General features: G+C 65.2%; 21 protein-coding genes and 1 pseudogene. 14 read left to right on the top strand and 8 right to left on the bottom strand.

The window, feature by feature from the left end; translation table 11 throughout:
- Positions 1 to 12: 12 nt before the first annotated feature.
- The 13 genes and pseudogenes from ACPXY0_RS04705 (at position 13) to ACPXY0_RS04645 (ending at position 12105) form a co-directional block, all read left to right on the top strand.
- Complete coding sequence (locus ACPXY0_RS04705; RefSeq protein ID WP_423928938.1) at positions 13 to 903, top strand: class I SAM-dependent methyltransferase; 891 nt, start codon at positions 13 to 15, stop codon at positions 901 to 903.
- The gene (locus ACPXY0_RS04700) at positions 900 to 1556 is read left to right on the top strand and encodes a nucleotidyltransferase family protein (RefSeq protein WP_423928936.1); all 657 of its coding nucleotides are present in this window, start codon (positions 900 to 902) and stop codon (positions 1554 to 1556) included. Before ACPXY0_RS04705 ends, ACPXY0_RS04700 begins: the two co-directional genes overlap by 4 nt.
- The gene (locus tag ACPXY0_RS04695; protein ID WP_423928934.1) at positions 1549 to 2547 is read left to right on the top strand and encodes an XdhC family protein; all 999 of its coding nucleotides are present in this window, start codon (positions 1549 to 1551) and stop codon (positions 2545 to 2547) included. The genes ACPXY0_RS04700 and ACPXY0_RS04695 overlap by 8 nt, the downstream gene beginning before the upstream one ends.
- Positions 2544 to 3479, top strand: a complete 936-nt coding sequence (locus ACPXY0_RS04690) for an AAA family ATPase (RefSeq protein WP_423928932.1) — start codon at positions 2544 to 2546, stop codon at positions 3477 to 3479. Before ACPXY0_RS04695 ends, ACPXY0_RS04690 begins: the two co-directional genes overlap by 4 nt.
- Positions 3479 to 4648, top strand: coding sequence for a vWA domain-containing protein (locus tag ACPXY0_RS04685; protein WP_423928930.1), 1170 nt, complete (start codon positions 3479 to 3481; stop codon positions 4646 to 4648). The genes ACPXY0_RS04690 and ACPXY0_RS04685 overlap by 1 nt, the downstream gene beginning before the upstream one ends.
- 60 nt (positions 4649 to 4708) lie before the next feature.
- Positions 4709 to 5176 (top strand): SRPBCC family protein, encoded by a 468-nt coding sequence (locus tag ACPXY0_RS04680; RefSeq protein WP_423928928.1) that lies wholly within the window; start codon positions 4709 to 4711, stop codon positions 5174 to 5176.
- Positions 5173 to 6042: an FAD binding domain-containing protein gene (locus tag ACPXY0_RS04675; RefSeq protein WP_423928927.1), complete on the top strand. Its 870-nt coding sequence runs from the start codon at positions 5173 to 5175 to the stop codon at positions 6040 to 6042. Before ACPXY0_RS04680 ends, ACPXY0_RS04675 begins: the two co-directional genes overlap by 4 nt.
- A gap of 4 nt (positions 6043 to 6046) precedes the next feature.
- Positions 6047 to 6553: a (2Fe-2S)-binding protein gene (locus tag ACPXY0_RS04670; protein ID WP_420462525.1), complete on the top strand. Its 507-nt coding sequence runs from the start codon at positions 6047 to 6049 to the stop codon at positions 6551 to 6553.
- Positions 6553 to 8919 (top strand): aerobic carbon-monoxide dehydrogenase large subunit, encoded by a 2367-nt coding sequence (locus ACPXY0_RS04665; RefSeq protein WP_423928924.1) that lies wholly within the window; start codon positions 6553 to 6555, stop codon positions 8917 to 8919. Before ACPXY0_RS04670 ends, ACPXY0_RS04665 begins: the two co-directional genes overlap by 1 nt.
- A gap of 3 nt (positions 8920 to 8922) precedes the next feature.
- Positions 8923 to 9177 (top strand): annotated as a pseudogene (locus ACPXY0_RS04660) (pentapeptide repeat-containing protein); the annotation flags it as partial.
- A 93-nt stretch (positions 9178 to 9270) separates the two neighbouring features.
- Entirely contained in the window at positions 9271 to 9825 is a 555-nt protein-coding gene (locus ACPXY0_RS04655) for a hypothetical protein (protein WP_423930773.1), read from the top strand.
- Positions 9762 to 10505 (top strand): nucleotidyltransferase domain-containing protein, encoded by a 744-nt coding sequence (locus tag ACPXY0_RS04650; protein WP_423928922.1) that lies wholly within the window; start codon positions 9762 to 9764, stop codon positions 10503 to 10505. Before ACPXY0_RS04655 ends, ACPXY0_RS04650 begins: the two co-directional genes overlap by 64 nt.
- A gap of 673 nt (positions 10506 to 11178) precedes the next feature.
- Positions 11179 to 12105, top strand: coding sequence for a DUF5677 domain-containing protein (locus ACPXY0_RS04645; RefSeq protein WP_423928920.1), 927 nt, complete (start codon positions 11179 to 11181; stop codon positions 12103 to 12105).
- Positions 12106 to 12224: 119 nt separating this feature from the next.
- On the opposite strand, the gene ACPXY0_RS04640 is transcribed toward ACPXY0_RS04645, so the two are convergent.
- From ACPXY0_RS04640 to ACPXY0_RS04605, 8 genes are all read right to left on the bottom strand, one after another.
- Positions 12225 to 15758, bottom strand: a complete 3534-nt coding sequence (locus tag ACPXY0_RS04640; protein ID WP_423928918.1) for an RNA-binding domain-containing protein — start codon at positions 15756 to 15758, stop codon at positions 12225 to 12227.
- Positions 15755 to 17113 carry a restriction endonuclease subunit S gene (locus ACPXY0_RS04635; RefSeq protein WP_423928916.1) on the bottom strand — a complete coding sequence of 453 codons (1359 nt, stop codon included), beginning with the start codon at positions 17111 to 17113 and terminating at the stop codon, positions 15755 to 15757. Before ACPXY0_RS04635 ends, ACPXY0_RS04640 begins: the two co-directional genes overlap by 4 nt.
- 57 nt (positions 17114 to 17170) lie before the next feature.
- Positions 17171 to 17782 (bottom strand): type IV toxin-antitoxin system AbiEi family antitoxin domain-containing protein, encoded by a 612-nt coding sequence (locus ACPXY0_RS04630; protein ID WP_423928914.1) that lies wholly within the window; start codon positions 17780 to 17782, stop codon positions 17171 to 17173.
- Between the two features lie 157 nt (positions 17783 to 17939).
- Positions 17940 to 18545 (bottom strand): type IV toxin-antitoxin system AbiEi family antitoxin domain-containing protein, encoded by a 606-nt coding sequence (locus tag ACPXY0_RS04625; RefSeq protein ID WP_423928912.1) that lies wholly within the window; start codon positions 18543 to 18545, stop codon positions 17940 to 17942.
- 136 nt (positions 18546 to 18681) lie between these two features.
- Complete coding sequence (locus tag ACPXY0_RS04620) at positions 18682 to 19035, bottom strand: DUF5615 family PIN-like protein (RefSeq protein ID WP_423928910.1); 354 nt, start codon at positions 19033 to 19035, stop codon at positions 18682 to 18684.
- Positions 19036 to 19046: 11 nt separating this feature from the next.
- Entirely contained in the window at positions 19047 to 19274 is a 228-nt protein-coding gene (locus tag ACPXY0_RS04615; protein ID WP_423928908.1) for a DUF433 domain-containing protein, read from the bottom strand.
- Between the two features lie 197 nt (positions 19275 to 19471).
- Positions 19472 to 21637, bottom strand: coding sequence for a type I restriction-modification system subunit M (locus ACPXY0_RS04610; protein ID WP_423928906.1), 2166 nt, complete (start codon positions 21635 to 21637; stop codon positions 19472 to 19474).
- Positions 21638 to 21697: 60 nt separating this feature from the next.
- Positions 21698 to 22597: a DUF5655 domain-containing protein gene (locus ACPXY0_RS04605; protein WP_423928904.1), complete on the bottom strand. Its 900-nt coding sequence runs from the start codon at positions 22595 to 22597 to the stop codon at positions 21698 to 21700.
- Positions 22598 to 22839: 242 nt separating this feature from the next.
- On the opposite strand from ACPXY0_RS04605, the gene ACPXY0_RS04600 reads away from it, so the two are divergent.
- Positions 22840 to 23469, top strand: a complete 630-nt coding sequence (locus tag ACPXY0_RS04600) for a hypothetical protein (RefSeq protein WP_423928902.1) — start codon at positions 22840 to 22842, stop codon at positions 23467 to 23469.
- The last annotated feature ends 236 nt before the right edge of the window (positions 23470 to 23705 follow it).

The following is a 23705-nucleotide window of genomic DNA, read 5'->3' as shown; positions in this document are numbered from 1 at the left end:
TATCGGCAAGAGATGAACACACGAGCCACGACGGCCGAACTGGTGGCCGCGGCCCGCGCCCACCACCAACACGATCGCGTCCGCCTCGTGGAGGATCCCTACGCCCTCCGGCTGTGCGGCCGTCCTCTGCGCCTCCTCGTGACGATCCGTCCCGCCGCCTGGATCGCCTCCCGCTGGCTCCTGCGGGACCTGCAGCCGTCCATCCTGGGCGTGCTGATCCGGGCCCGCTACTCGGAGCAGGCGCTCGAGGCCGCCATCCGGGATGGGATCACGCAGTACGTGATCATCGGAGCGGGGCTGGACTCGTTCGCCCTCCGGCGCTCCGACCTCATGGAGCACCTCGACGTGTTCGAGATCGACCTGCCCGCCATGCAGGCGGTGAAGCGGGAGCGGCTGGCGCGGGCCGGCTTGGCGGTGCCGCCGCGGCTGCACTTCGTGGCGGCGGATCTCGCGCAGGTGCCCGTCATGGAAGCGCTGGCGGCATCGGCCTTCGACCCCGGACGGCGGGCCTTCTTCTCGCTCCTGGGACTCACCTACTATCTGACGCCGGAGGTCATCGAGGCGGCCGCGCGCTCGATCGCGGAGGGCGTGGTGGCGGGGTCCGAGGTCGTCCTCGATCACATGCTCGACGACGCGTCGGCGTGGCCGGAGCACCGCGGGAAGCGCATGGCCCTGGAGGCATACGTCGCGAAAAGAGGCGAGCCGATGGTCTCCGAGTTCAGTCTGGCCGGGATGAGCGCGCTGATGGCGGAGGCCGGCTTCGACACGGTCGAGAGCATCACGATGATGGATCTCAGCGCACGGTACGCCGGGCAGCTGGGACCGCTGCCGTTCGAGGTCCCGGGCATCTTCGCGTGCGGACACTTCCGGAAGTCCGGGATGTCGCCGGAGGCGGAGGGTTGAGCGCCCGGGCGGCGGAGGGAGGCGGCGTGGCGGGGGTCGTGCTCGCCGCCGGCTCATCGACCCGCATGGGGCGCAACAAGCTCCTGCTGGAGATCGGCGGGGAGAGCCTCGTGCGGCGCGCCGTCCGACTGGCGGGTGAAGCGGGACTCGACCCCATCGTGGTCGTCACGGGACGTTTCCGGGAGGCGGTCGAGGGGGAGGTCCGGGAGCTCGCCTGCGTCCCCGTGTTCAACCCCGATCATGCGACGGGCATCCAGACCTCCGCGGCGGCCGGGGTCGGTTCGGTCGCGGGCGATTGCGAGGCGGCCGTCGTGATGCTGGCCGACATGCCCTTCGTGACCGCGCGCATGGTGCGCACGCTGGTCGCGCGCTACCGGGAGACGGGCGCGCCGCTCGTCGTGTCGACGTATGGCGGCGAGGCCAACGCGCCGCCGATCCTGTACGACCGGGCGCTGTTCGGGGAAATCGCGCGCATGAAGGCGGGGTGCGGGCGGGAGGTCGTGCGCCGGCACATGGAGCGGGCGGTCCTGGTGGAGTGGCCCGCCGGCCGGCTGCGCGACCTTGATCGACCGGACGACTACGAATCCGTGCGGAGGGAACTCGCCGCTGCGGGCGCGACCGAATCTCCGGTCGATCCGGCGAATCGTGAATAGAGACCTGGTCGATCTCGCGGCGCGGCTGACGACCGAGGGCCGGCCTTACGCTCTCGCGACCGTCGTGCGGAGTGAGCGCCCAACGAGCGGCAAGCCCGGCAACACCGCGCTGATCACGCCGGACGGGGGCATGCACGGCTGGATCGGCGGCAGTTGTACCCGGTCCGAGGTGATCCGCCACGCCTTGGAGGCGCTGGATCAGGGGGAGTCCCGGCTGCTCGCCTTCGGTTCGACGTCCGGGCGGCCCGACGACGTGATCCAGGTACCCATGTCCTGCAGCAGCGGAGGAAAGGTGGAAGTCCACATCAATCCGGTCCTGCCGGCTCCCGTCCTGCTCGTGGCGGGCAGTTCGCCGATCGCCGTGGCCCTGGTACGCCTGGGGCGTGCGGTCGGATACACGACGGTCGCCGCTGCCGCGGAGGACGAAGCGCTCGCGGAGGTGGCGGACGAAGTCGTCGACGACCTCGCCGGCGCCGCCCGCCGGTACGCCGGACGGTCCGGGGGAGCGAAGCTGTACGGGCTCGTCGCCACCATGGGACGGAGCGACGAGCGCGCGTTGGTCGCGCTGGCGGCTGCGAAGCCGGACTACCTGGGCGTGATCGCCTCCCCCACCCGCATGGAGGAGGTGCGCCGTGTCCTGGCCGCCGAGGGGCTGGGCGAAGAGGAGATCGCGCGCGTGCGCGGACCGGCCGGGCTCGACATCGGCGCCGAGAGCCCCGAGGAGATCGCGGTCAGCATCCTCGCCGAAATCGTCGACCTGGCGGCGCGACCGGGGGAGCGAGACGAAGCCGAGCCGTCTGTCGAAGCCGACGCTCCACCCTCCGAGGCCCACGCCATCGACCCGGTATGCGGCATGACCGTCTCCGTGGCGGGGGCGCCCTCGTCGGCCTTCGAGGGCGTAGCCGTCCATTTCTGCTGCGAAGGCTGCCGTGCCCGCTTCGAGGCGACGCCGGAAGCCTACGCCCCCAGCTCGGCGGGGGGTCCGGCGTGAGGCCCGAAGTCCGCCGGCTGGAGGCGGCGATGCGCGGGCTGGACTACATCGCCGAGCCGTCCATCGTGACCGCCGTCCACCTCGCGCGCTCCATGGAGAAGCCGCTCCTCGTCGAGGGGGACGCGGGCGTCGGCAAGACGGAGATCGCCAAGGTCATGGCCGGCGTCATGGAGACCGAACTCATCCGCCTGCAGTGCTACGAGGGCCTCGACGCGAACACCGCGCTGTACGAGTGGAACTATCAGCGGCAGCTGCTGCGCCTTCGAATGGAGGCCGGCGAGGCAGCCGCGGCCGGGTCCGCCGCGACCCCCACCCCTCCGGGCGAAAGCGGCGAGGCGGGCGTGGACCGGCTGGAAGACGTCATCTTCGGGCGGCGCTATCTCCTGGAGCGCCCGTTGCTGCGGGCGATCACGCGGACGGACGCGCCGCCGGTGCTCCTCATCGACGAGATCGACCGCGCGGACGAAGGGTTCGAGGCCTTCCTGCTCGAGGTGCTGTCGGACTTTCAGGTGACGATCCCCGAACTCGGCACGATCCGCGCCACCCACCGCCCGCTCGTCGTCCTCACCTCGAACCGAACGCGCGAGATCGGCGACGCGCTCAGGCGGCGCTGCCTCTACCTCTACATCGAGCACCCCGACTTCGAGAAGGAAGTCGAGATCGTGCGCACGAAGGTCCCGGACGTGTCCGACGCTCTCGCCGAGGAGATCACCCACCTCGTTCAGCAGTTGCGCGGGCGCCGTCTGATGAAGCCCCCGGGGGTGGCGGAGACGCTGGACTGGGCGCGCGCGCTGGTGACGCTCCACTGCGACCGCCTCGACGCGGACATCGTGACGGAGACGCTGGGCTGCCTGATCAAGGACTACCACGACAGCGGCCAGTTCAAGGCGGCCGAGATCGACACCCTCGTGGCCGCGGCCCGGGCGGGCTGATGCCGGTCGCCGCGCCCGCGCCGGAGCGGGAACTGGTCGCTCACCTGGTCCGTTTCTCCGGCGAGTTGCGGCGCCTCGGCGTCCCGGTGGGGCTGCGCGACGAGATCGACGGGGCCCGCGCCCTCGGCTTCGTCGACATCGGTGACCCCCGGGAGGTGCGCCTGGCGCTCCGCGCCGCCCTCAAGATCCCGTATCGCTGGTGGGCCGAGTTCGACCGCCTGTTCGACGTGCGCTGGCGGTCCGCGGCCCTCGGGGAGGCCGAGGCCGACCCGAAAGGCCGGGGTCCCCCGAGGCGCTGGCGCGGAGACGAGCACAGCGAGCCGCCGCTGATGCGCATCCGCCGCCTCCTGGACGGTCAGACGGCGGGCGAGGAGGCGGACCGCGCAGAGGCGGATGGCGACCGGCCCGGCTACAGCCCGCGCGCGCTGCTCAGGCGCAAGGTCTTTGGCGAGTGTACGGAGGAGGACCTCGCGGAGATGGAGCGCCTGCTCGCGCACCTCGCGAGCCGCATCGCCACCCGCCGCAGCCGCCGGCTGGTCCCGTCCCCCGGCGGCCCGGTCGTGGACATGCGCCGCAGCTTCCGGCGCTCGCTGGCCTACGGAGGAGAGTTCATGGAACTGTCCCGCCGCGCCCGCGCCGTCGAGTGGCCGCATCTCGTCGTGCTCTGCGACACCAGCGGATCGATGGACGCCTACTCGCGCTTCCTCCTCACCTTCGTCCTCTCCCTGCGCCGGATCTCCCGCCGGGTAGAGACCTTCGCCTTCAACACCTCGCTCACGCGGCTCACCCCCTGGATCACCCGCGGCAATATCCCCGCCACTCTGGAGCGCCTCGCCCGCAACGTGGAGGACTGGTCCGGCGGGACCCGCATCGGGGAGTGCCTGCTCGCCTTCGCCGACGACTACCTGCGCGAGACCGTGAGCGCGGATACGACGGTGCTCATCCTGAGCGACGGACTCGACCGCGGCGACACCGAGTCTCTGGAGATGGCGCTGCTCGCGATCCGGCGGCGCGCCCGCCGGGTGCTGTGGCTGAATCCGTTGATGGGAGACCCGCGCTACCGCCCGGAGGCGAAGGGGATGAAGGCGGCCCTGCCGCACGTCGACCGGCTTGTCTCGGCGCACAATCTGGAATCGCTGGAAGCCGTGCTTCCCTTGCTAACCGCCTGACCGTCCGAGAGGAATACGCATGAGACATGAGAGAGGCGTCCGCATGAGAGAGGAATCCCCATGAAAATCGAGGAGGGGTTCACGATCGACGCGCCCGCCGATGATGTGTGGGCGCTGCTCTCCGACCCGCAACGGGTTGCGGCGCTGCTGCCGGGAGCGGAAATCAAGGAGAAGATCGACGACACGACGTATGCGGGCGGCATCGTCATCAAGGTGGGCCCCCTCGTGGCGGCCTATAGTGGCACCGTATCCTTTCTATTGAACGAAGACGATCGTTCGGCGGTCGTGCACGCCAAGGGCCAGGGCAAGGCCGGCATGGGCACCGCCGACATGACGATGAACAGCCGGGTCACGCCGCTTGCCGACGGCCGAACCGAGGTGACGCTCGATTCCGACGTGACCGTAAGCGGGATCCTGGCGCAGCTCGGCCGCGGCATGACCCAGGTCGTGTCGAAGAAGATGTTACAGGAGTTCGTGGCGAGGCTCACCACCGCGCTTGCAAGCGAAGCGAAGGAGGCAGAGGCATGATTCCCCCGCAATTCGACTACCACGCGCCGGGCGGCCTCGACGAGGCGCTCGGTCTGCTCGGCGAACTCGACGACGCCAAGGTGATGTCGGGTGGCCAGAGCCTGCTCCCGATGATGAAGCTGCGTCTCGCGGCGCCCGCGCACATCATCGACATCAGCCGGATTCCGGGCCTCGACACCATCGAGGAGAGGGACGGCTGCCTGCGCATCGGGACGCTGGTGACCGAGTCGCAGCTGGACCGCTCCCCGGTGGTCGCGGCACGGTATCCGATCCTGGTCGACACGGCGCGCGTGATCGCGGATCCGCTGGTGCGAAACCGCGCCACCGTGTGCGGCAACCTCGCGCACGGCGACCCCGCCAACGACCACCCGGCGACCATGCTCGCGCTGCGGGCCCACGTCGTCGCCACGGGGCCGGGCGGAGAGCGCACGATCGACATCGACGACTTCTTCCACGGCCTCTTCATGACGGCGCTGGGGGAGGACGAGATCCTCACCGAAATCCACGTCCCCGTCCCGACCGCCCGCAGCGGCGGCGCCTACGTCAAGCTGGAGCGGAAGGTGGGTGACTACGCGGTGGCGGGCGCGGCGGTGCAACTCTCGCTGGCCGACGACGGGACGGTGGCCAGGGCCGGCGTGGGACTCACGAACCTCGGCTTCGCACCGATCCGGGCCTCCGCCGCGGAAGACGCCCTCACGGGCTCCGCGGCCGGCGATGAGGACGCGATCGCGGCCGCCGCCCAGGCCGCCGCCGACGCGGCCGACCCGGTCGCCGACCGGCGCGGTTCGGTCGAATACAAGAAGAACATGGCCCGCGTGCTGACCGCGAGGGCCATCCGCACCGCGCTCGCGCGGGCCGGAGGATAGCGCCATGGCGAAACATCAGATCACCGTCACCGTGAACGGCGCGGCCCACGCCGCCGAGGTCGACTCGCGACTGCTGCTCGTCCACCTGATCCGCGACGAACTGCGGCTCACCGGCACCCACATCGGGTGCGACACGACCCACTGCGGCGCCTGCACGGTGCTGCTCGACGGAAAGCCGACCAAGTCGTGCACCGTCCTCGCCGTGCAGGCCGACGGGGCCGAGATCGGTACCGTGGAGGGACTCGCCGGCGCCGACGGCATGAACGCGCTGCAGGAGGGCTTCTGGGAGAAGCACGGCCTGCAATGCGGCTTCTGCACGCCGGGCATGCTGATGACGGGCATGGCCCTCCTGGCCGAGAATCCCGATCCGAGCGAGATGGAGATCCGCGAGGCGATCTCCGGCAATCTCTGCCGCTGCACCGGCTACGTGAACATCGTGAAGGCGGTCCAGTACGCCGCCGACAAACTGGCGAATACGGCGAACACCGCGAACACGGGGGAGGCAAGCTGATGGCACCCAGGACTTCCGCCAAGATCTGCGGCATGGGGCACTCCATGAAGCGCAAGGAGGACCCCCGCTTCCTGCAGGGTCGCGGCAACTACGTCGACGACATCGTCCTCCCCGACATGCTGTGGCTCGACATCGTGCGCAGCCCGATCGCCTACGGGAAGATCAAGGGCATCGACTCGAGCAAGGCGCTGGAGATCCCCGGCGTGCTCGCCGTCCTCACCGGCAAGGACCTGGAGGCGTACAACCTGCACTGGATGCCGACTCTGATGTCGGACACTCAGATGGTGCTCCCGACCGACACCGTCATGTACCAGGCGCAGGAAGTCGCGGGCGTCATCGCCACCTCGCGCTACGCGGCCGCCGACGGGGTCGCCGCGGTCGAGGTGGACTACGACACCATGAAGCCCGTCATCGACCCCTTCAAGGCTCTGGAGCCGGACGCGCCCGTCCTCCGCACCGACAAGGAGGGCCAGACCGACAACCGGATCTGGCACTGGGAGGCGGGCGACAAGGAAGCCACCGACAAGGTGTTCCGGGAGGCGGATGTCGTCGTGCGCGAGCGCATGCACGTGCCGCGCATCCACGTCGCCTCGATCGAGACGTGCGGCTGCGTGGCCGACTTCAACCCCGTCGAGGGCCACCTCACCGTCTACATGACGACGCAGGCGCCGCACGCGATCCGCACCGTCCTCGCGCTGGTGGCGGGACATGTCGGGCTCTCCGAGGAGAAGATCCGCGTCGTGTCGCCGGACATCGGGGGCGGCTTCGGCGGCAAGGTGCCGATCTATCCGGGCTACGTGATCGCGATCGCGGCGTCCGTGGTGCTGGGCAAGCCGGTCAAGTGGATCGAGGACCGAATGGAGAACCTCCAGGCCGACTCGTTCGCGCGCGACTACCACATGGACGCCGAACTCGCGGCCGACGCCGATGGGAAGATCCGGGGGCTGCGCATCAAGACCCTCGCCGACCACGGCTACGCCGACGCGCAGGCCGCGCCCTCGAAGTTCCCCGCCGGGCTGTTCTCGATCTGCACCGGCTCCTACGTGATGGACCAGGCGTACGCGGAGGTCGACGCCGTGTACACGAACAAGCCGCCGGGCGGCGTCGCCTACCGCTGCTCCTTCCGCGTGACCGAGGCCGTGCACTGCCTGGAGCGCGTCGTGGACACGCTGGCGCACAAGATCGGAAAGGATCCGGCGACGCTGCGCGAGGAGAACTTCATCCCGAAGGAAGCCTTCCCGTACAAGTCGCTCCTGGGTTGGGAGTACGACAGCGGGGACTACCAGGCCGCGATGGACAAGGCCAAGGAGATGATCGGCTACGACGCACTGCGCAAAGAGCAGGCCGAGAAGCGCGCGCGCGGCGAACTGATGGGGATCGGCGTGTGCAGCTTCACCGAGGTGCTGGGCGCGGGTCCGTCCAAGGACTTCGACATCCTCGGCATCAAGATGTTCGACTCGGCCGAGGTGCGGATCCACCCCACGGGCAAGGCCATCGCCAGGTTCGGCACCAAGTCGCAGGGCCAGGGCCACGAGACGACCTACGCGCAGATCATCGCCGAGGAACTCGGACTCCCGGCCGCGCACGTGCAGGTCGAGGAGGGCGACACCGACACCGCGCCCTACGGCCTGGGCACCTACGCCAGCCGCTCGACCCCGACCGCCGGGGCCGCGGGCGCCATGGCGGCCCGCATGATCCAGGCCAAGGCCGCGAAGATCGCGGCGCACCTGCTGGAGGTGAGCGAAGAGGACCTCGACTGGGAGCCCGGCACCTTCTCGGTGAAGGGCGCGCCGGACCGGTCGGTGACGATCCAGGACTGCGCCTTCGCGGCGTACACGAACCTGCCGCCGGGGATGGAGCCGGGGCTCGAGGCGACGAACTACTACGACCCGCCCAACCTCACCTTCCCCTTCGGCACCTACATCTGCGTCGTGGACATCGACCGCGGCACCGGCGAGGTGAAGGTGCGCCGCTTCGTGGCGGTGGACGACTGCGGCAACATCATCAACCCCATGATCGTGCAGGGGCAGATCCACGGCGGCCTGACCCAGGGCATCGGACCCGCCCTGTTCGAGGAGATCCCCTACGACGAGGACGGCAACAACCTCGCCGGCTCGTTCATGGACTACCTCGTCCCCACGTCCATGGAGACCCCCGCGTGGGAGACCGCGCACACGATCACCCCGTCCCCGCACCACCCGCTCGGCGCGAAGGGCGTCGGCGAGTCGGCGACGGTCGGTGCGCCGCCCGCCATCGCCAACGCGGTGGTGGACGCGCTGGCGCACCTGGGCGTGACGCATCTGGACATCCCCATCACCCCCGACAAGGTGTGGAAGGTCCTCAACGAGAAGGGGATGGCGGAATAGCAAGTGTCTACGGTGACACCTCACGACTTCGGTCGGCCTGTACAAGCCTTAGCGGAACCGTACCAAGCGACTGATAGGACCTTCGTTTCCCAGCGGCTCGATGACCAGTCTCTGTCGACTGGACGCTTTCAGCACTGTACATTCGCCAACCTGAGCTTCAAGGACGCGACCCTGAACGCATTCGAATTCCTGAATTGTGTCTTCATCAATTGTTATTTTCGTCGCGCCACCCTGAAGAACTGTACGCTCGTCGGGTGTACCTTCACTGATTGTGACTTTCCCAAGATCGTCCTCGTGGCATGTAACTTACGCTATACCCGTTTCCACAGATGTGTCATCCCTTTCGAGAACATGCGTTCTTCCCTACCTGAAGAGCCCAATCTCCGCAGCGACATCTGCGGCAACCTTGCCTTAGAATCTTCGAAGCTCGGGTTGCGAGATGATGCGCGGCGATACCGCACTGAAGAGATGGCGGCCCGCGAGAGCCACCTGCTCAAAGCAGTGCTCGGCGAATCTGACTGGTACGTAAGTCACTACCCCGGATTCTCGAAATTCCGGGCCCTGTTCCGTCTAGCTGGCAGCCGGCTCAACAGATATTTGTTTGGGTACGGGGAGAGCTTATTCGTTCTCTTGCGAAATTCTTCGATCGCAGCACTTGGGATCTTCCCCTCGATCTACTACTATCTTCTTCGATTCGGATTTGGTCATCAGAATGGCGATGGCAATGTCAGCTTTGGTGATTGCATGCTATTCAGCATTTCGACGATGTTTCCGATACCCAATCTCTCCGACATTTTCACAACACGGTGGGTCACACACGTGATTGCTACAACCGAGGCGATATGTGGCGTCATAGTGCTCGCTTTCGCCGCAGCATATGTCTTTCGCTGGAGCCTCCGGCAGTGACGGCTAGTCAAGCCGTGTGGCTGTACGGATCCCACGCGCGAGGGGATGCGAAATCAGATAGCGACTTCGACGTGCTCGTGATCGAGGATCCGAGTGTCTACAACGCGCGCGTGCAAGACGTAGTTGCAACGTTCAGAGATGCCAGCATCAGCTGCTACTCCTGGAACGAGATTCTTGGGATGGCCGGATACGGCTCGCTCTTCTTGCATCATTTACGGCTTGAGGGACGGCCATTGTTCGAGGACGACGCCTGCCATGGTCGGTTTCGACGTTTGCTCGATGAGCTTCCGCAGTACAAGAAGGTAGCACGTGACCTGAGGGGATTTCGGACCGTGCTCGCCGATGTCAGAAGGGCGCTTACGAGAAGATGGGACGATCCGTTTGAACTGTCGGTCTTGGGAACGATCGTTCGGCATTCAGCGATACTGGGATGCTGGATGCACGGTCGTCCGCACTTCGGACGAACGAGGCCCGTAGAAGTCATGGCGGAGATCATCGGATTTCACGAGGATTGGACGGACTTCGGAGAACTCTACCGGTATAGACTCTATTGTGATCGACGGACTGGTAAGGAAGAGTTGTCCACGGTCGATTGGAGGACTTGGTGGACCCGGGCACGTCTAATAGTGGATCATTCGGAAAGGACCGTTGATGGCAACCGTGGCGAGGTGCTTAAGTGAAATTCAGTCGGTGCGGGACGTGGCGCAAGGTGCAGAGGCCGCCTACGTGGCGCGGTCACGAGTGGGGCGCCTTGGCCTTACTGTAGCGCGCCTGGCGTCGCAGATGGTGGGCGGAGCGCCGCCGGAGAGGCCGGTCCAGTTGCCGGTTCCGAGTGAGGCGGACGTCATGGTGCGGCAGGTCCTAAGGGTCGGGAATGCCATCCAAGGAATCTCTGAGTTCATTAGACAGCCGAGTGAGCCGCTTGACGCGCGGTGGGCGGCGATGTGGGACGAACTGGAGGGGCATCTGGATTCGTTGGAGGCAGCGTTGCTTGAGTTGGACGACAAAGGCATCAACGGGGGGCAGGCTGCGGCGCGGAGGCACCAAAGTTTGCGCTGAAAGTTCAGCTTTCGTGCCCCCTAAGGTCCATTAGAAACTTGGACGCGCAATGTGCAGACGCGTTATGTACAATTTTGGTATGTACAAGTAGGGTAATCACCTGACACCCGGCCTCGCCAAGGTCAGCACTTCAGGCTGCGGTCTTCACCTCCTTCTTCGCTGACTTCCTTGGGGTCTTGGGCTTCTGGATCCCTTTCTTGAAGGCCCGTTGCGGCGCTTGCGAGGCCAGCTTCGGATTTCGGCGGGCTGGCTGGGCGACTACTAACGGCAGATAGATGGAGACGAGAGATCCGCATGTCCAAGTTTGAAGGCTACGAGCGTGAGACCGCGGTCCGGATCGTCGGTCAGCTTTGCCGGGAAGTCACCTTCCTGCGCGACGCCGAAGTTGTTGCCGCCCAGGATCGCCTGGCGTGGCAGTTGGCTCGGACCACGGTTGACCATGGATGCTGTGTGTTCGAGCGAGTTGCTGCCCGAGGGTCTGCGACGGCGGTTCGGGACGTGGCCGCGACGGCAATCTTCCGCCGCGCGCTGGTCACGGGGGAGGCTGTGAGACTTCTCCTCGGCCAAGCGCTGTGGGAGCCGGCCGTCGCCACTCTACGGACATTGGCCGAGCTTGAGCGGAACCTGCGGCTCGTGCTCGGTGACCCCTCCGGGACCGTAGCGAGAAGGCTCCTGGCGTCCACAGCCGTGACCGGCCGCAGACGCTTTCCGCAAGCTCTTAGGGACCGTGTAACTCGAGAGCGCATTCAAGCGAGTTCAAGGCATTGGAAATGGTTTCGGTCGAAGGCTCGGTCGTTCAGCGACTACGTTGAGTCGGCCGTGCCGGAAGCGCTTCGAAAGGAGATCACGACCACGGCTCACTGGCACGGCTACGAAACCGAAGCGAAGGCGTTCGAAGAGGCTGGCATGCGTAAGTGCTACCATCTCTTGTACGAGGGGGCTTCGCTTTTCGTTCATGCGACGAACATTGAGCGAGACGTGCGGGCCGACCGCATGAGACCGATGCCGCTGGCTGAGGGGAACTCTGAGCGCGACCTGCCATATCTCGCAGACTTGATCCGGTGCCTGCACAGAATCTACGAACTGATCCTGGACGACAAGGGACGTCCCGAATACCAGACGGCGGTCAAGGTCGTGCACGACGACGGAAGCAGCCATGAAGTCTACCCTCTGGATGGCCTTGCTTACTGCACGTATGTGGTTTTCGGCCCGGCTCAGTAGCGTGGAGGGCTTTGTGCGCTCGGAAGGCGGAATCCCGGTAAGCGTTTTGGAATGCTCCTGAGAAATGGGGACGGCCTGTAATGGGCCCCGAAAAAGATCGCTGTGGACGCTGAGCAAACCTACGGCGTGGGACCAAAGCGCGTCCGCACATGCTTGCGGGTGCTTTGGGATGACAGTTTCACGGTTCCGGGTCCAGAGCGGACGAAGAAATCGCCCTCTTCGCTATTCTCGAATCCCTTCCAGCGGAGGAAGACGGGCTCCGGGCTTCGCTGGCAGCTCACGACGCACACCACGCCGCCGTGTAGGATCTGGGTTCTTGGGTCGATGCATGTCCCCGCGCGGTCTCCCAAGGCGTTCCGTACGACCTGGCTGAGGTGGAGCATGAACTTGTCTTCGTTGTCGAACCCATCCCGTACAATGCCGACCACCGAGCCGTCGTCGGCGACGCCGAGGAGGAGGTCGCCTCCCTCCGTGTTGAGGAAGGCCGCGATCGTCTTCAGGGCGGCGTGGGTCACGCGGTTGTCCTTGCGGTCCTCCTTGAGGTTCCAGCGTAGCGTGGACTTGAACTCCAGCGTCTTCGACTCTCCCCGCTTGATCAGCTCCCCGGCGTTTCGGTGGCCGCGCAGGTACTGGTCGAAGAGGAGGGTCTTCACGAGTTCGCCGAACGCGTGGTCGTCGGTGATGCGCTTGTAGAGGTCGAAGTTGGAGTCGACGATGTCCTGGATTACCTCCTCGACCTTGTGATCAAAGGTCAGGCGCACGTTGTCGCGGGTGTTCACGCGAGCCGCCGCGCCGAGCGCCGCGTCGTCCTCGAGCTTGTCCATCATCTGGCGGAGGGTCACGCGGTGCTCCGGGCCGAGGTTGAGGCCGAAGCGATCGTTCAGCTCCGCGATGATCCGCGACAGGGCCTCGACTTCTTCCTGCGCCCCTCCCGGATGGATGCCGGTCTTCCGGGGTTCGATCGTGCCGGAGCCCCGGGACAGCTCGATGCCCCCCTGCCCCGTCCGCTGGACCCGGTACGACTCCATGTCGATGTTCTGCTGCACCTCCCGCGGGAGTTCGCTCCCGTCCCCCGGCAGGAGTTGCCGGAGATAGCGGGCGAAGGCGTGCAGTTTCTCGAGGTCCGCGTCCTTGAAGGTCAGGATCTGCGCGAGGAACGAGTAGAGGCGCGTGTACTTCCGCAGACCCCCGCGGAACTCCGAACGAACGTCGGGCTCGAGGTCGCGGAAGCGCTGCACGGCGTCCGCGAGCGCCGCGTACAGCTGGTCCTGAGTGGCGTTGGGGCGGAAGTAGACCGCCGCGAAGGCGTTCACTTCCGCTTCGGTGTAGACGTGGAAGTCGAGAAGCTCTCGCTGGAGGTCGTACAGGAGGTTCGGATCGGTGGCTTCCGAGAGCAGCGTCGTCTCGTAGTAGGGTTCGAACGCCTCGCGGATGTGATCGGCCTCGTTGGCGAAGTCGAGGACCGCCGTCTCGTCCTTCCCGGGATGCTTCCGGTTCAGACGTGACAGCGTCTGCACCGCGTTCACGCCGCCCAGATTCTTGTCCACGTACATGGTGTGGAGGAGCGGCTGGTCGAAGCCCGTCTGGAACTTGTTCGCCACGACCAGGAACCGGTATTCCGGCTTGGCGAACTCGGCCGCCGTCTGCCGCTCTCCGACCGGGTGCGGTCCCCCGGCCGAGTTCATGCCGGGTTCGGTGTACTCCTTCCCCCCGTCGCTCACCTTCCCCGAGAAGGCGACCAGGCACTTCCAGGGATACCCCTTCTCCGCCAGATAGGCGTCCACGGCGAGCTTGTAGCGCACGGCGTGGAGGCGGGAGCGGGTGACGATCATGGCCTTGGCCCTGCCGCCGATCCTGTCCCGCACCTGCGCGGTGAAGTGCCCGACCATGATCTCGACCTTCCGGCCGATGGCGTGCGGATGCAGTTCCACGAAGGACTTGAGCAGGTAGGCGGCCTTGCGCTTCTCGTAGCGCGGGTCGTCCTCGATCGTCTTGAAGAGCCGCCAGTAGGCCGCGTACGTGGTGTAGTTGGCGAGGACATCGAGGATGAAGCGCTCCTCGATCGCCTGCCGCATGCTGTACAGGTGGAACGGCTCGAACCGGCCGTCCGCCCGCTGTACGCCGAACAACTCCAGCGTTTTCGCCTTCGGGGTCGCCGTGAACGCGAAGGTGGAGAGGTTGGGCAGGGGTCCGCGCTTCTCCGCGTCGGCGAGGACCGTCTGCTCCAGTTCCTCCTCCGGCGTCTGGGCACCGGCTTCCTCCTCTTCCGCCGCCTCGAGGCTTCCGGCGGCGAGCACCGCCTTGAGGCTCTTCGAACTCTCGCCCGACTGGGAGGAGTGCGCCTCGTCGACGATCACCGCGAACCGCTGGCCTGGAAGCGATCCGATCTGCTCGGCGATCACCGGGAACTTCTGAAGTGTCGTGACGATGACCCGCTTGCCGGATTCCAGCGCCGCGCGGAGTTGTTTCGAATCCTTGTCGATCTTCTCGACCACGCCGAGCGTCTGCTCGAACTGGGTGATGGCGCGCTGAAGCTGGCGGTCCAGCACCCGGCGGTCGGTGACGACGACGATGGAGTCGAAGACCGAGCGATCTTCGGCGTCGTGCAGCGTCGAGAGCTGGTGCGCGAGCCAGGCGATCGTGTAGCTCTTGCCGCTCCCCGCGGAGTGCTGGATGAGGTAGCGCTTCCCCGGGCCGTGGTTCCGGGCGTGGGACACCATCCGCCGGACGGCATCGAGTTGCTGGTAACGCGGGAAGATCAGACGCGTCGTTCGCCGACCCGCGTCGTCCTCGTCTTCCACCTCGTGGATGAACTGCCGGATCAGATCGAGGACGCTGTCCCGGGCCCACACCTCGTCCCAGAGATAATCCGTCGGGTACCCGCTCCGGGTCGGAGGGACGGGCGGGTTGCCGGCACCGCCGAACCTGCCGCGGTTGAAGGGCAGGAAGCGGGTCTTGGGCCCCTCGAGGCGCGTCGTGACGTACACCATTTCGGGGTCCACCGCGAAGTGCGCGAGACAGCGCCCGTGAGCGAGCAGCGGTTCGCGGGGATCCCGGTCGTTCCGGTACTGACGGATCGCATCCTGCACATTCTGACCGGTGAGCGGATTCTTGAGTTCGGCGGTGAAGAACGGGATGCCGTTCAGGAACAGCGCCAGGTCGAGGCTCTTCTCGGTCTTGGTGCTGTAGTGAAGCTGGCGGACTACCGAGAACATGTTCGCCGCGTGGAGCCACCTGGTCTCCTCATTGAGGCCGCTCGCCGGGCGAAAGTACGTCAAGTGGAACTTGCACCCCGAATCCTTGACGCCCCTACGGAAGACATCGAGCGCACCGCGCCGCTCAATCTCCTTCGCGAGGCGCCGCAAGAACCGCTCCCGAGCCTCGGCGCCGTAGTGCTGCTTCAGGCGCTTCCACGTCTTGGGTTGGGTGGCAACGATGAAATCGATGACACCTCGTGGGAGGAGGCCGAGGTCCCGGTCGTAGTCGTGCTCGGCGCTGCGTCGACGGTAGCCGCCGGGCGCGAACCAGACTCCGTAGGGGGCCGGTGCCTCCCGTACCTCCGGCTCGAATCCCGGGTAGGCATCGGGTCCAAGCCGCAACAACGCGCGCTCGATCGCATCTTCGAAAGCGCGCTCCGAGATCGTTGGAGTCACGCCGGTACCTCCCGGACATCGATCTTGCCGGTGACCGCCGCTGAGATCAGGGCTGCGCGGGACTCCTTGAGGAGGTGAATAGCTTGGACGGTCTTGTGGGTTAGGACAGAAAGTCGGGCCTCCTGGTCCCTGAATGCCGCGACAATCGCTCGCTGCGCGTGGGGAGGCGGAAGCGGAAGTTCTTCGTCGAGGAACTGATTGATCCTGATTGTCTTGTTGCGTCCTGCCGCTCCCGGGGAGTTGATTTCCATCAGACAACGACCCTGGTCACTCTGCAGGACCATGAGGAGATAGTCGAGGTCCACTTGGTCCGACACGCGAAAGGTCGGAAACCGATGTGAGGCAATCATACCGATCTCCTGTGGAGATACGACCGCGACTGCACCTTCCCACGCGAAGACGATGTTCAGCACAAGATCGCCAGGTTTAATGCAAAATACGCTCTTCTTGCCCAGCACCGCTCCCCTGACGGGATCCTTGTGAAAGATCCCTTTTCCCCATGACCGGATCCCGATCTCTTGGTATTCCATCTCGGGCTCAACCGAAATTGGACGCTTTACCTGCCGGACAAGACGCCGGATCGGCCAGAGTTGCCAATCGTTCGGAACCTCCTGGAACGCATGGGTGCCGGCAACGAATGCGTTCGGAACAGGGTCGAGGCCGCAGGTGACGGCACGAGCGATGAGGGCGGTGCGTTTCTCTTCGAACAGGTGGATCAATTGCTCCTGCTTCGCAACCAATTCGTCGATTCGGGCGGTCTCCCGATCCAGGAAGTCGGCGATGGCACGCTGTTCGGGGACCAGCGGCACGAGCATCACGATGTCCTTCAGCTGCCTCCCGTAGATGTGCATGACCGTCATTCCCCGACCCAATCGAGACTTCTGGTGCGCGATGTAAGGGGAGTTCGCCGCGAAACCCAAGAATCTGGCGTTTAGGGGAATCGCGGGTCGAAGCAGGATGACATCTCCACCGCAAACAGCCTCGCCGTCCATAAGGTTGACGGCACAGGTGCCGATCTCGTCGATCGTTTCACCGGAGGCCGCGAACAAGAGATCTCCGTTTTTGATCGTCGAATAGCTATCCGCACGCTCATGTGACACGAAGGTCCGACTACGAGTTATGGAGACCCCGTGAGAGGTGTAGAGATCGCCATATCGAACGCAGGGAATCCCTTCTGCGACCTCGTCGGCCTTTGTACCGCCGCTACACTTCGTAATCCTACCAATCGCGCCGAGGCGGCGTATCTCCCAATGCGCCGGAACTTGCCCCAGCCACTCGACGCCGGAATCGCGGTATTCGGGGTAGCGTCCGAATCGCGGTACCGACGGCGGGGTTGAGACGCGGCCGTCATTCATTGGTGTCCACGCGTCCCGCCTCCCCGGTCTGTGGACGCCGGGGAATGTCCGGCCATGTCAGCGCGACCTCGCGTAGAGCAGCGGTTCCACCAGGTAGCGCGCGCGACAGGCTTCGGCGGCGCGCCAGATCTCGTCCGGGGTCGCCTTGCGCTCAAGCAGGACCTCATCAAAGGCCTCCAGAGCAGCCTCGAGGCCCACGAGACGCCTGAAACGGAAGCAGTCCACCACGGTGCGGGCCGGGGTCGTGATTCTCGCGGGCACGCCCTCGAACTCCGTCTCTACGACGCCGTACTGAAGCGATGGACCGGAGAAACGGGTCAGGTAGAGCCGGACGGAGTCCATGGTGGGCGCGCGGTTCCCGTGCGGGACGGAGATCCAGACTCCGTACCCGAGTTGCGTGCCGATGTCGTGAACCGTCAGGGCCGTGATGAGGGAGACGATCGCGTGCGGCACCCGCGCGCAGACGGCCGCCACGCTGTGGTGTTGCGTGATGTCCGCGTCCGCGCGCCAGTAAAGGCCCCAGCCTTCACGCTCGACCAGTCCCGCCGCCTCCATGCGCCGCAGCCGGCCATACGAAATTCCGGCCGCCTCCGCGTCCTGGGGACGGAAGAAGGCGGGAAGACCGGCATCGCGCAGCTGTTGCACGTCGGTAATTGTCGGGTTGAACATCGCGCACCACACAAAAAAACGTCACATCCGTCGCCAGATGTGACGTTTTATCATTTCCGTGTCAAGATGGCCAAGGGGGTCCAGACACTGCGATGCCGTCTCCCGGGGAGCACGACGCTCCGCGTGACCCAGAGTCAAACCCTCAGGGCGTTCAGGATCAGATCCTCATTCTCAGCGCTGGAACCAGCAGTGAGAGAGCGCCGCAGACCTCTGCGGCGCGCCGGATCTGGCCGGGGGTCGCCCTCCCTTCATCAAGCACCTCGGCCAGCGCCTCGAGCGCGGGTTCGAGTCCGATCTTGCTCCGGAACCGAAAGCAGTCCACGACAGTGCGCGCCGGGGTCGTGATCTTCGCCGGCACGCCCTCGAATTCCGTGTCCTCTACCCCGTACGTGAGAGCCGTCTCGCTGAACCGCGTGAGGCGAACCGGCAGCCCCCGGAGAGCCGGGGCGCGCGCCTTGTGGGGGATCGCGATCCAGACCTGGTGCGGCTTCTGGGTGCCGATGCCGTGCACCTCCAGCGCCGTAAGCAGGCACACGACCGCTTGCGGAGCCCGTGCGCAGACCGCCGCGATCGTATGGTGCCGAGTGATATCGGCACCCGTCCTCCGGTAGAGGCCCCACCCTTCGCGTTCGACCAGGCCCAAGGCCTCCAGACGCCGAAGCTGCGCGTAGCTGATGCCGACTGCCTCCGCATCGCACGGACGGAAGAACGACCCGAGACTCGCCCCGGAGAGGCGATCTGCAATCGGGAGTTTCTCAACCATCGGGCACCCAAATCGTAGAAACGTCGGCAATGGAGAACGAATGCCGACAATCTCTTTGTGCCTTGTGCCGGCTTCAAGTCAACAGATCGGTTGTCAACGATTCCGTTAACGGGGCCGGACGTAACGACCGGGGCGGTCAGTCCCTCACGCGAATTCTCGTTTCTTCGACGATCCAGAGCTGCCCGCGGAGATCAGTATCTCGCACCGCCCCGAGGAATCGGCGACCGATCCTGAGCACATGGTCGCGCGCGTGGTTCTGAAGTCGAAAAACCACCAGCCCGGCGAACCGGCTGGGCGGGTAGGCACGGATGTCCAAGAAGTCCTTGTCGAGTGTCACGACGGCACGATGCTCGGAGACACAGATCGACGCGAGGTGGGAGTCGGTCGCTCCGCCGAGCCCCTGATCGAGAACCGTCACGGCGTCATGCCCGGAATCTCGGAACAGCACGGCGAGATCGCGTGGAAGGTTCTCGTCCAGCTTGAACCGCATCGCGAGATCCCCTAACCGGAGAACGAGAGAACTCGCTCCTTGGCCAACTCGGCGGCGTAGCACATCGCCGCCCGGACGGCGTCGGGTGTGACCGAAGGGTAGCTCTCTGCGATAGCCTGGTAGTCCAGTCCGGCCGCCAGGTTGTCGAGTACGGTGGTCACGAGGACCCGGGTGCCAGTGATGCAGGCTCTTCCGTGGCAGATCTCGGGATCGACGGTGATGTGGTCTCGCCAATTCATGGTTTGCTCAACTTGTCCATCGGGGTTCCAGTCTCGGCCGCCGGGCCGCCAACCGGGAAATTCGTGGCCGCGCCCGTGCGCCGAGAAGTCCAAGGTAACGATATTGCTGCCGCTTCGGTAAAGCTCTCCGGTCCGCGTGGCCGGGAGGCCTGAGTTATCGCGCACTCGCACGCCGGCTCCCTCGGCGGAGCCGCGCGTCAGGATTCCGAACCGTAGGGAATATGCGCGACTTCCCGCAGCATCTTGACGATGTCGGCCCCTATCGACCCGATATCGGCTTCGATCTCCTCAAGCGGCCGGGGCGGCTTGAAGCGGTAGAAGTAGCGGTTGAAGTTGATCTCGTATCCCACGAGACCGACCTCTCCGTCGTGCCGGTCGCGCTTCGTCGTGTCGATCCACGCGTCGGAGGCGTGCGGCTTGACTTCTCGCTCGAAGAACTCCCGCACGCTCTCCGGGACTCCCTCATCGTCCGCCGGGTCGTCGCCGTCCGGCAGCGGTACTCGCTCCGTGTCCCTCAGTCGCGGATCGGGCTCCGGTTCGCCCCGGGCATCGCGGCAGACCTCCGCCGTCTCGTCACGCTCCGATAGCGCTCTGAGGGCCGCCTTCCGCACGGGGATGCGCAGCTTGATCTCCGCCCTCTCCATCACCGCATCTAGCTCGGCGCCAAAGGTGTCGCGATCCTTGTAGAGCGTGCTGGGCATCGTTCCGAGCGCCGTCCTGATCGACGCCTGCAGAGCCTCGCCCTCGGCTTTCTCGCGCTCGCCCGCTTCGCCTCGCTTGCGGGATCTCGCCAGATTCGCGAACGCCGTCTGGCCGTCCAACCGCGCGATCCGTTCCTCGCTGCCCTGGAAGTTGAGTTTCAGCGGACGTTCCACGGTGATCCTGCGAAATCCGAACCGGGTCATGGGGAAGATGCGGCTCACCGTCATCGCATCGTCATCGCCGTCCTTCGACACGGTGCGCGTCTCATCGTCCTCGAAGCCGCGGTGCAGCGCGAAAATGTCCGCTGCCTTCTCCGGAGGAATCTCGCGCCGCTTATCCCCCAGACTCTTCTTGAGCGGCGACCAGAACGCGGTCGCGTCGATGAGCTGGACCTTGCCCGCCCGTTCCGGCGCCTTCCGGTTCGTGAGGAGCCAGATGTACGTGCCGATGCCGGTGTTGTAGAAGAGCTGTTCGGGGAGCGCGATCAGCGCCTCGAGCAGGTCGTTCTCCAGGATGTGGCGGCGGATCTCGCTTTCGCCGCTCCCCGCGTCGCCGGTGAAGAGGGGCGATCCGTTCATGATGATCGCGATGCGCGTCCCACCCTCGCCCGGCGGCCTGGCGCGCGCCAGCATGTGAAGGAGGAACAGCGTCTGCCCGTCGCTGATCCTCGGGAGTCCCGGGCCGAAGCGGCCGGCCGCCCCGCGCTCGTGCTCAGCCTTGACCGCGTCCTTATCCCGCTTCCAGTCCTTCCCGTAGGGCGGGTTGGCGATCAGGTAGTCGAAGTGTTGGCCTGCGTGCCGGTCGTTGGAGAGCGTGCTGCCGAAGGCGATCCTCTTCGCGTCGTGGCCCTCCGGATCCTTCATGAAGAAGTCCGACCTCGACACGGCCCACGTCTCGGGGTTCACCTCCTGCCCGAACAGGTGGATGTCCGCCTCGCGGTTGATCGGGGGGCGCAGGAGTTCGCCGTTCTCCTCCCTGCCCTTGAGGATGCGCTGCTTGGCGATCATCAGCATGCCGCCGGAGCCGCAGCAGGGATCGTACACGCTGCGCACGGTCCCCACGCGCGAGAGTTCCTCCTCGTCGCCCGCGAGCATCAGCTCGACCATTAGGTGAACGACGTCCCGCGGCGTGAAGTGCTCGCCGGGGTTCTCGTCGAGGGCCTCGTTGAACTTACGGATCAGCTCCTCGAAGATCGTCCCCATCGTGGCGTTGTCGACCACGTCGGGATGCAGGTCGAGCGTCCCGAACCGCTCCACCACCTGGTACAGCAGTTGCGACTCGTCGAGCTTGCTGATCGTGTTGTCGAAGTCGAACCGCTCGATCACCTCCCGCATCTCATCGCTGAACCCGACGATGTAGTTGCGCAGGTTCGCGGCCAGCGCGGGCGCGTCGCCGAGGAGGCGCTCGAAGTCGTATCGCGACGTGTTGTAGAAAGCGAACCCGGCAGCCTTCTTCAGTTGTGCATCCATGTCCTCCAGGCCCAGCCCCCGCAGCTCGGCCTTCCGCGCGAGCACCTTCTCCTTGGTCGGCGCGAGCACGCAGTCGAGCCGCCGCAGGACGGTGAGCGGCAGGATCACGTCCTGGTATTTCCCCCGCTTGAAGCTGTCCCGAATCAGATTCGCGACATCCCAAATGAAGCTGACGATCTCCGTATGGGTCATGGAGTCACGCGCTGGTGGCTCGGAGTAGCCCGAGCGGCATCGTGTCTGGATTCGAGCATATCAAGTAGCCTCGTAGCTCCTTTCGAGGAGGGGCTTGGCGCGCTCAAGGTCCTCAGATGTGCGAAGACTCACCTCGAGATCTCCGGTACCCCAGTGCCCCTTACCCCGCACATCTCGGCTGAACCCCTTTCCCAGAGTAACGGTGTCGGGATCTACTTTCAGGTAGACGGTCACGGTCGCCTTCGTCGGTGCTATGTTGACGCACGCGAAGTTCCGCAGCCGCTTGAAGGCGGCATAGTATTTCAGCCTCTTTTCCTGGACATCATCACCCAGTGCCATCAGCTGATCCTTCAAGCTTTCGTAGAGATCCAAGAGTGGTCCGTCCAACGCGTCGACGATTTCGGAGAACGTCTTGTCGGGTCCGGGCTTGGGCCCGACGGGCGGAGGCTCGGCCGAGGCTGCGTTCACCAGCTCGAGCATCAGAAGACCGTCTCCAAACCGCCGGTAACGGATCAACTCGATGTTCCGGTTCATCTGCTCGACAGCGTGTTCGTCGTAGCGGCTGAACCCGCCGGCGATGCAGAGCAACCGAGGAGCGGACCAGTCGATCTTCTCCGCCTCGGGCTTCCCCAATTTGTCGAGGACGAGGAGCTTGAACTCTGAGCGGTGATCCAGCAGCCAGTCCAGATAGAACAAGCCCTGATTGATCACGTTCTCGTTGGTCGTTCGCTTGTATTCGATGATCACCGGGTTCGAGTTCTCGTCGATGCCGAGGGTGTCGATACGGCCACGTTGCTTCCTGCCCGTCGTATGCTCACTCGCAAGGAAGCGAATGCCGAGCATCTCTTCGAGATTCCGCTCGATCAGGTCGTGCAGCGATCTCTCAACGGTTGTCGCCCGCCCGGGAATCTCGGTCGCGGGTCGTTTCTCGATGTCGAACAGCTTGATGTCGGTCGTCATCTCGATCTCAGTCTTGTGAGGCTCGACGAGCGGGGCGGCGCGTCTCGCCGCATGAGAACGGCGTTCCCGCGGGAACGTCAGCGGAGCCCTTAGAACCGGCAAGGGGGGTCACTTCAGACATGCTTCGAAAACTCAACGTCTTCTACGAGAAACACGATATCTTGCCGGACAGGTTTCGCTGTTCCTCGTATGCAGTTTGCTCTGCGGGGTCCCCGAACTTCACGTCGGCCAAGGCGAGTTACGTGGGCCCGCGCTATGAAGAGCGAGAACTCCCTCGGCTGCTCTTCCTCTCGCTCGACTCCGGCAGCGCCGATCCGGATCCGCGGCAACGCACAGCCGAGGCCGTTCGCGAGGGGAACCTCGCTTACGATGTGGCGGCGCTCCCGAAGCAGAACCATTGGTACCGCACCCACGAAATGGCGTTCGCGTTGCTCCGCCAGTTCAAACCGGAACTCACGGTCGTCGACACCCGGCTCTACTTCGCCCATGTCAACAGCGCCAAGTGTTGCCAGAACAAGTCGCAGCGAAAGCAGGCCGACAAGGTGTTGTTCGAGAACTGCCGCCGTTTCATTGCCGGAGAACTACGCCTCCTGAGCCCGGATGTCGTCGTGACGCAAGGCGGTTGGGCCGAGGTCGCCATCCGACGGAGCTTCGACATCCTGCAGCTCGACGAGCGGACGCTCGTGAGCAACTACAAGAATGACGCTCGCTACGGGACGGGCCGCATCGAACTTGAGCCGGGAGCGAAGACCGTTCTCTGGCTCCACACCTACCACCCCGGCAACTACGGGCAGTTCAATCCGCAGCGCAAACATTGCTGGCCGTTGTATGCGGAAGCGGTCGGTCGATTCTGGCGCTCTCGCGAGGAGTGAGGAGCAAATATCGAATACCGAAGAGAGAGGCCGCGCACCTCCTCAAGCGGGCCCGGTCCACTAAAGCCCTGGCATGGTCCGGGTGCCCGCCAAAGCATTTGCTGCGCAAATGGGACGTCGGCATGCGGTATGGAGGGGAGAACTCCGTATCAGGTCTTCAAGAAAGGGATCCGGAAGCCCAGGAACCCGAAGAAGTCAGCCCCGAAGAAGTCAGCCAAGAAGGAGGTGAAGACCGC

This window comes from Candidatus Palauibacter sp., from assembly GCF_965237495.1.
Lineage (GTDB): Bacteria > Gemmatimonadota > Gemmatimonadetes > Palauibacterales > Palauibacteraceae > Palauibacter.
The sequence above is the reverse complement of the archived record's forward strand: the minus strand, read 5'-3'. Positions and strand labels throughout refer to the sequence as shown.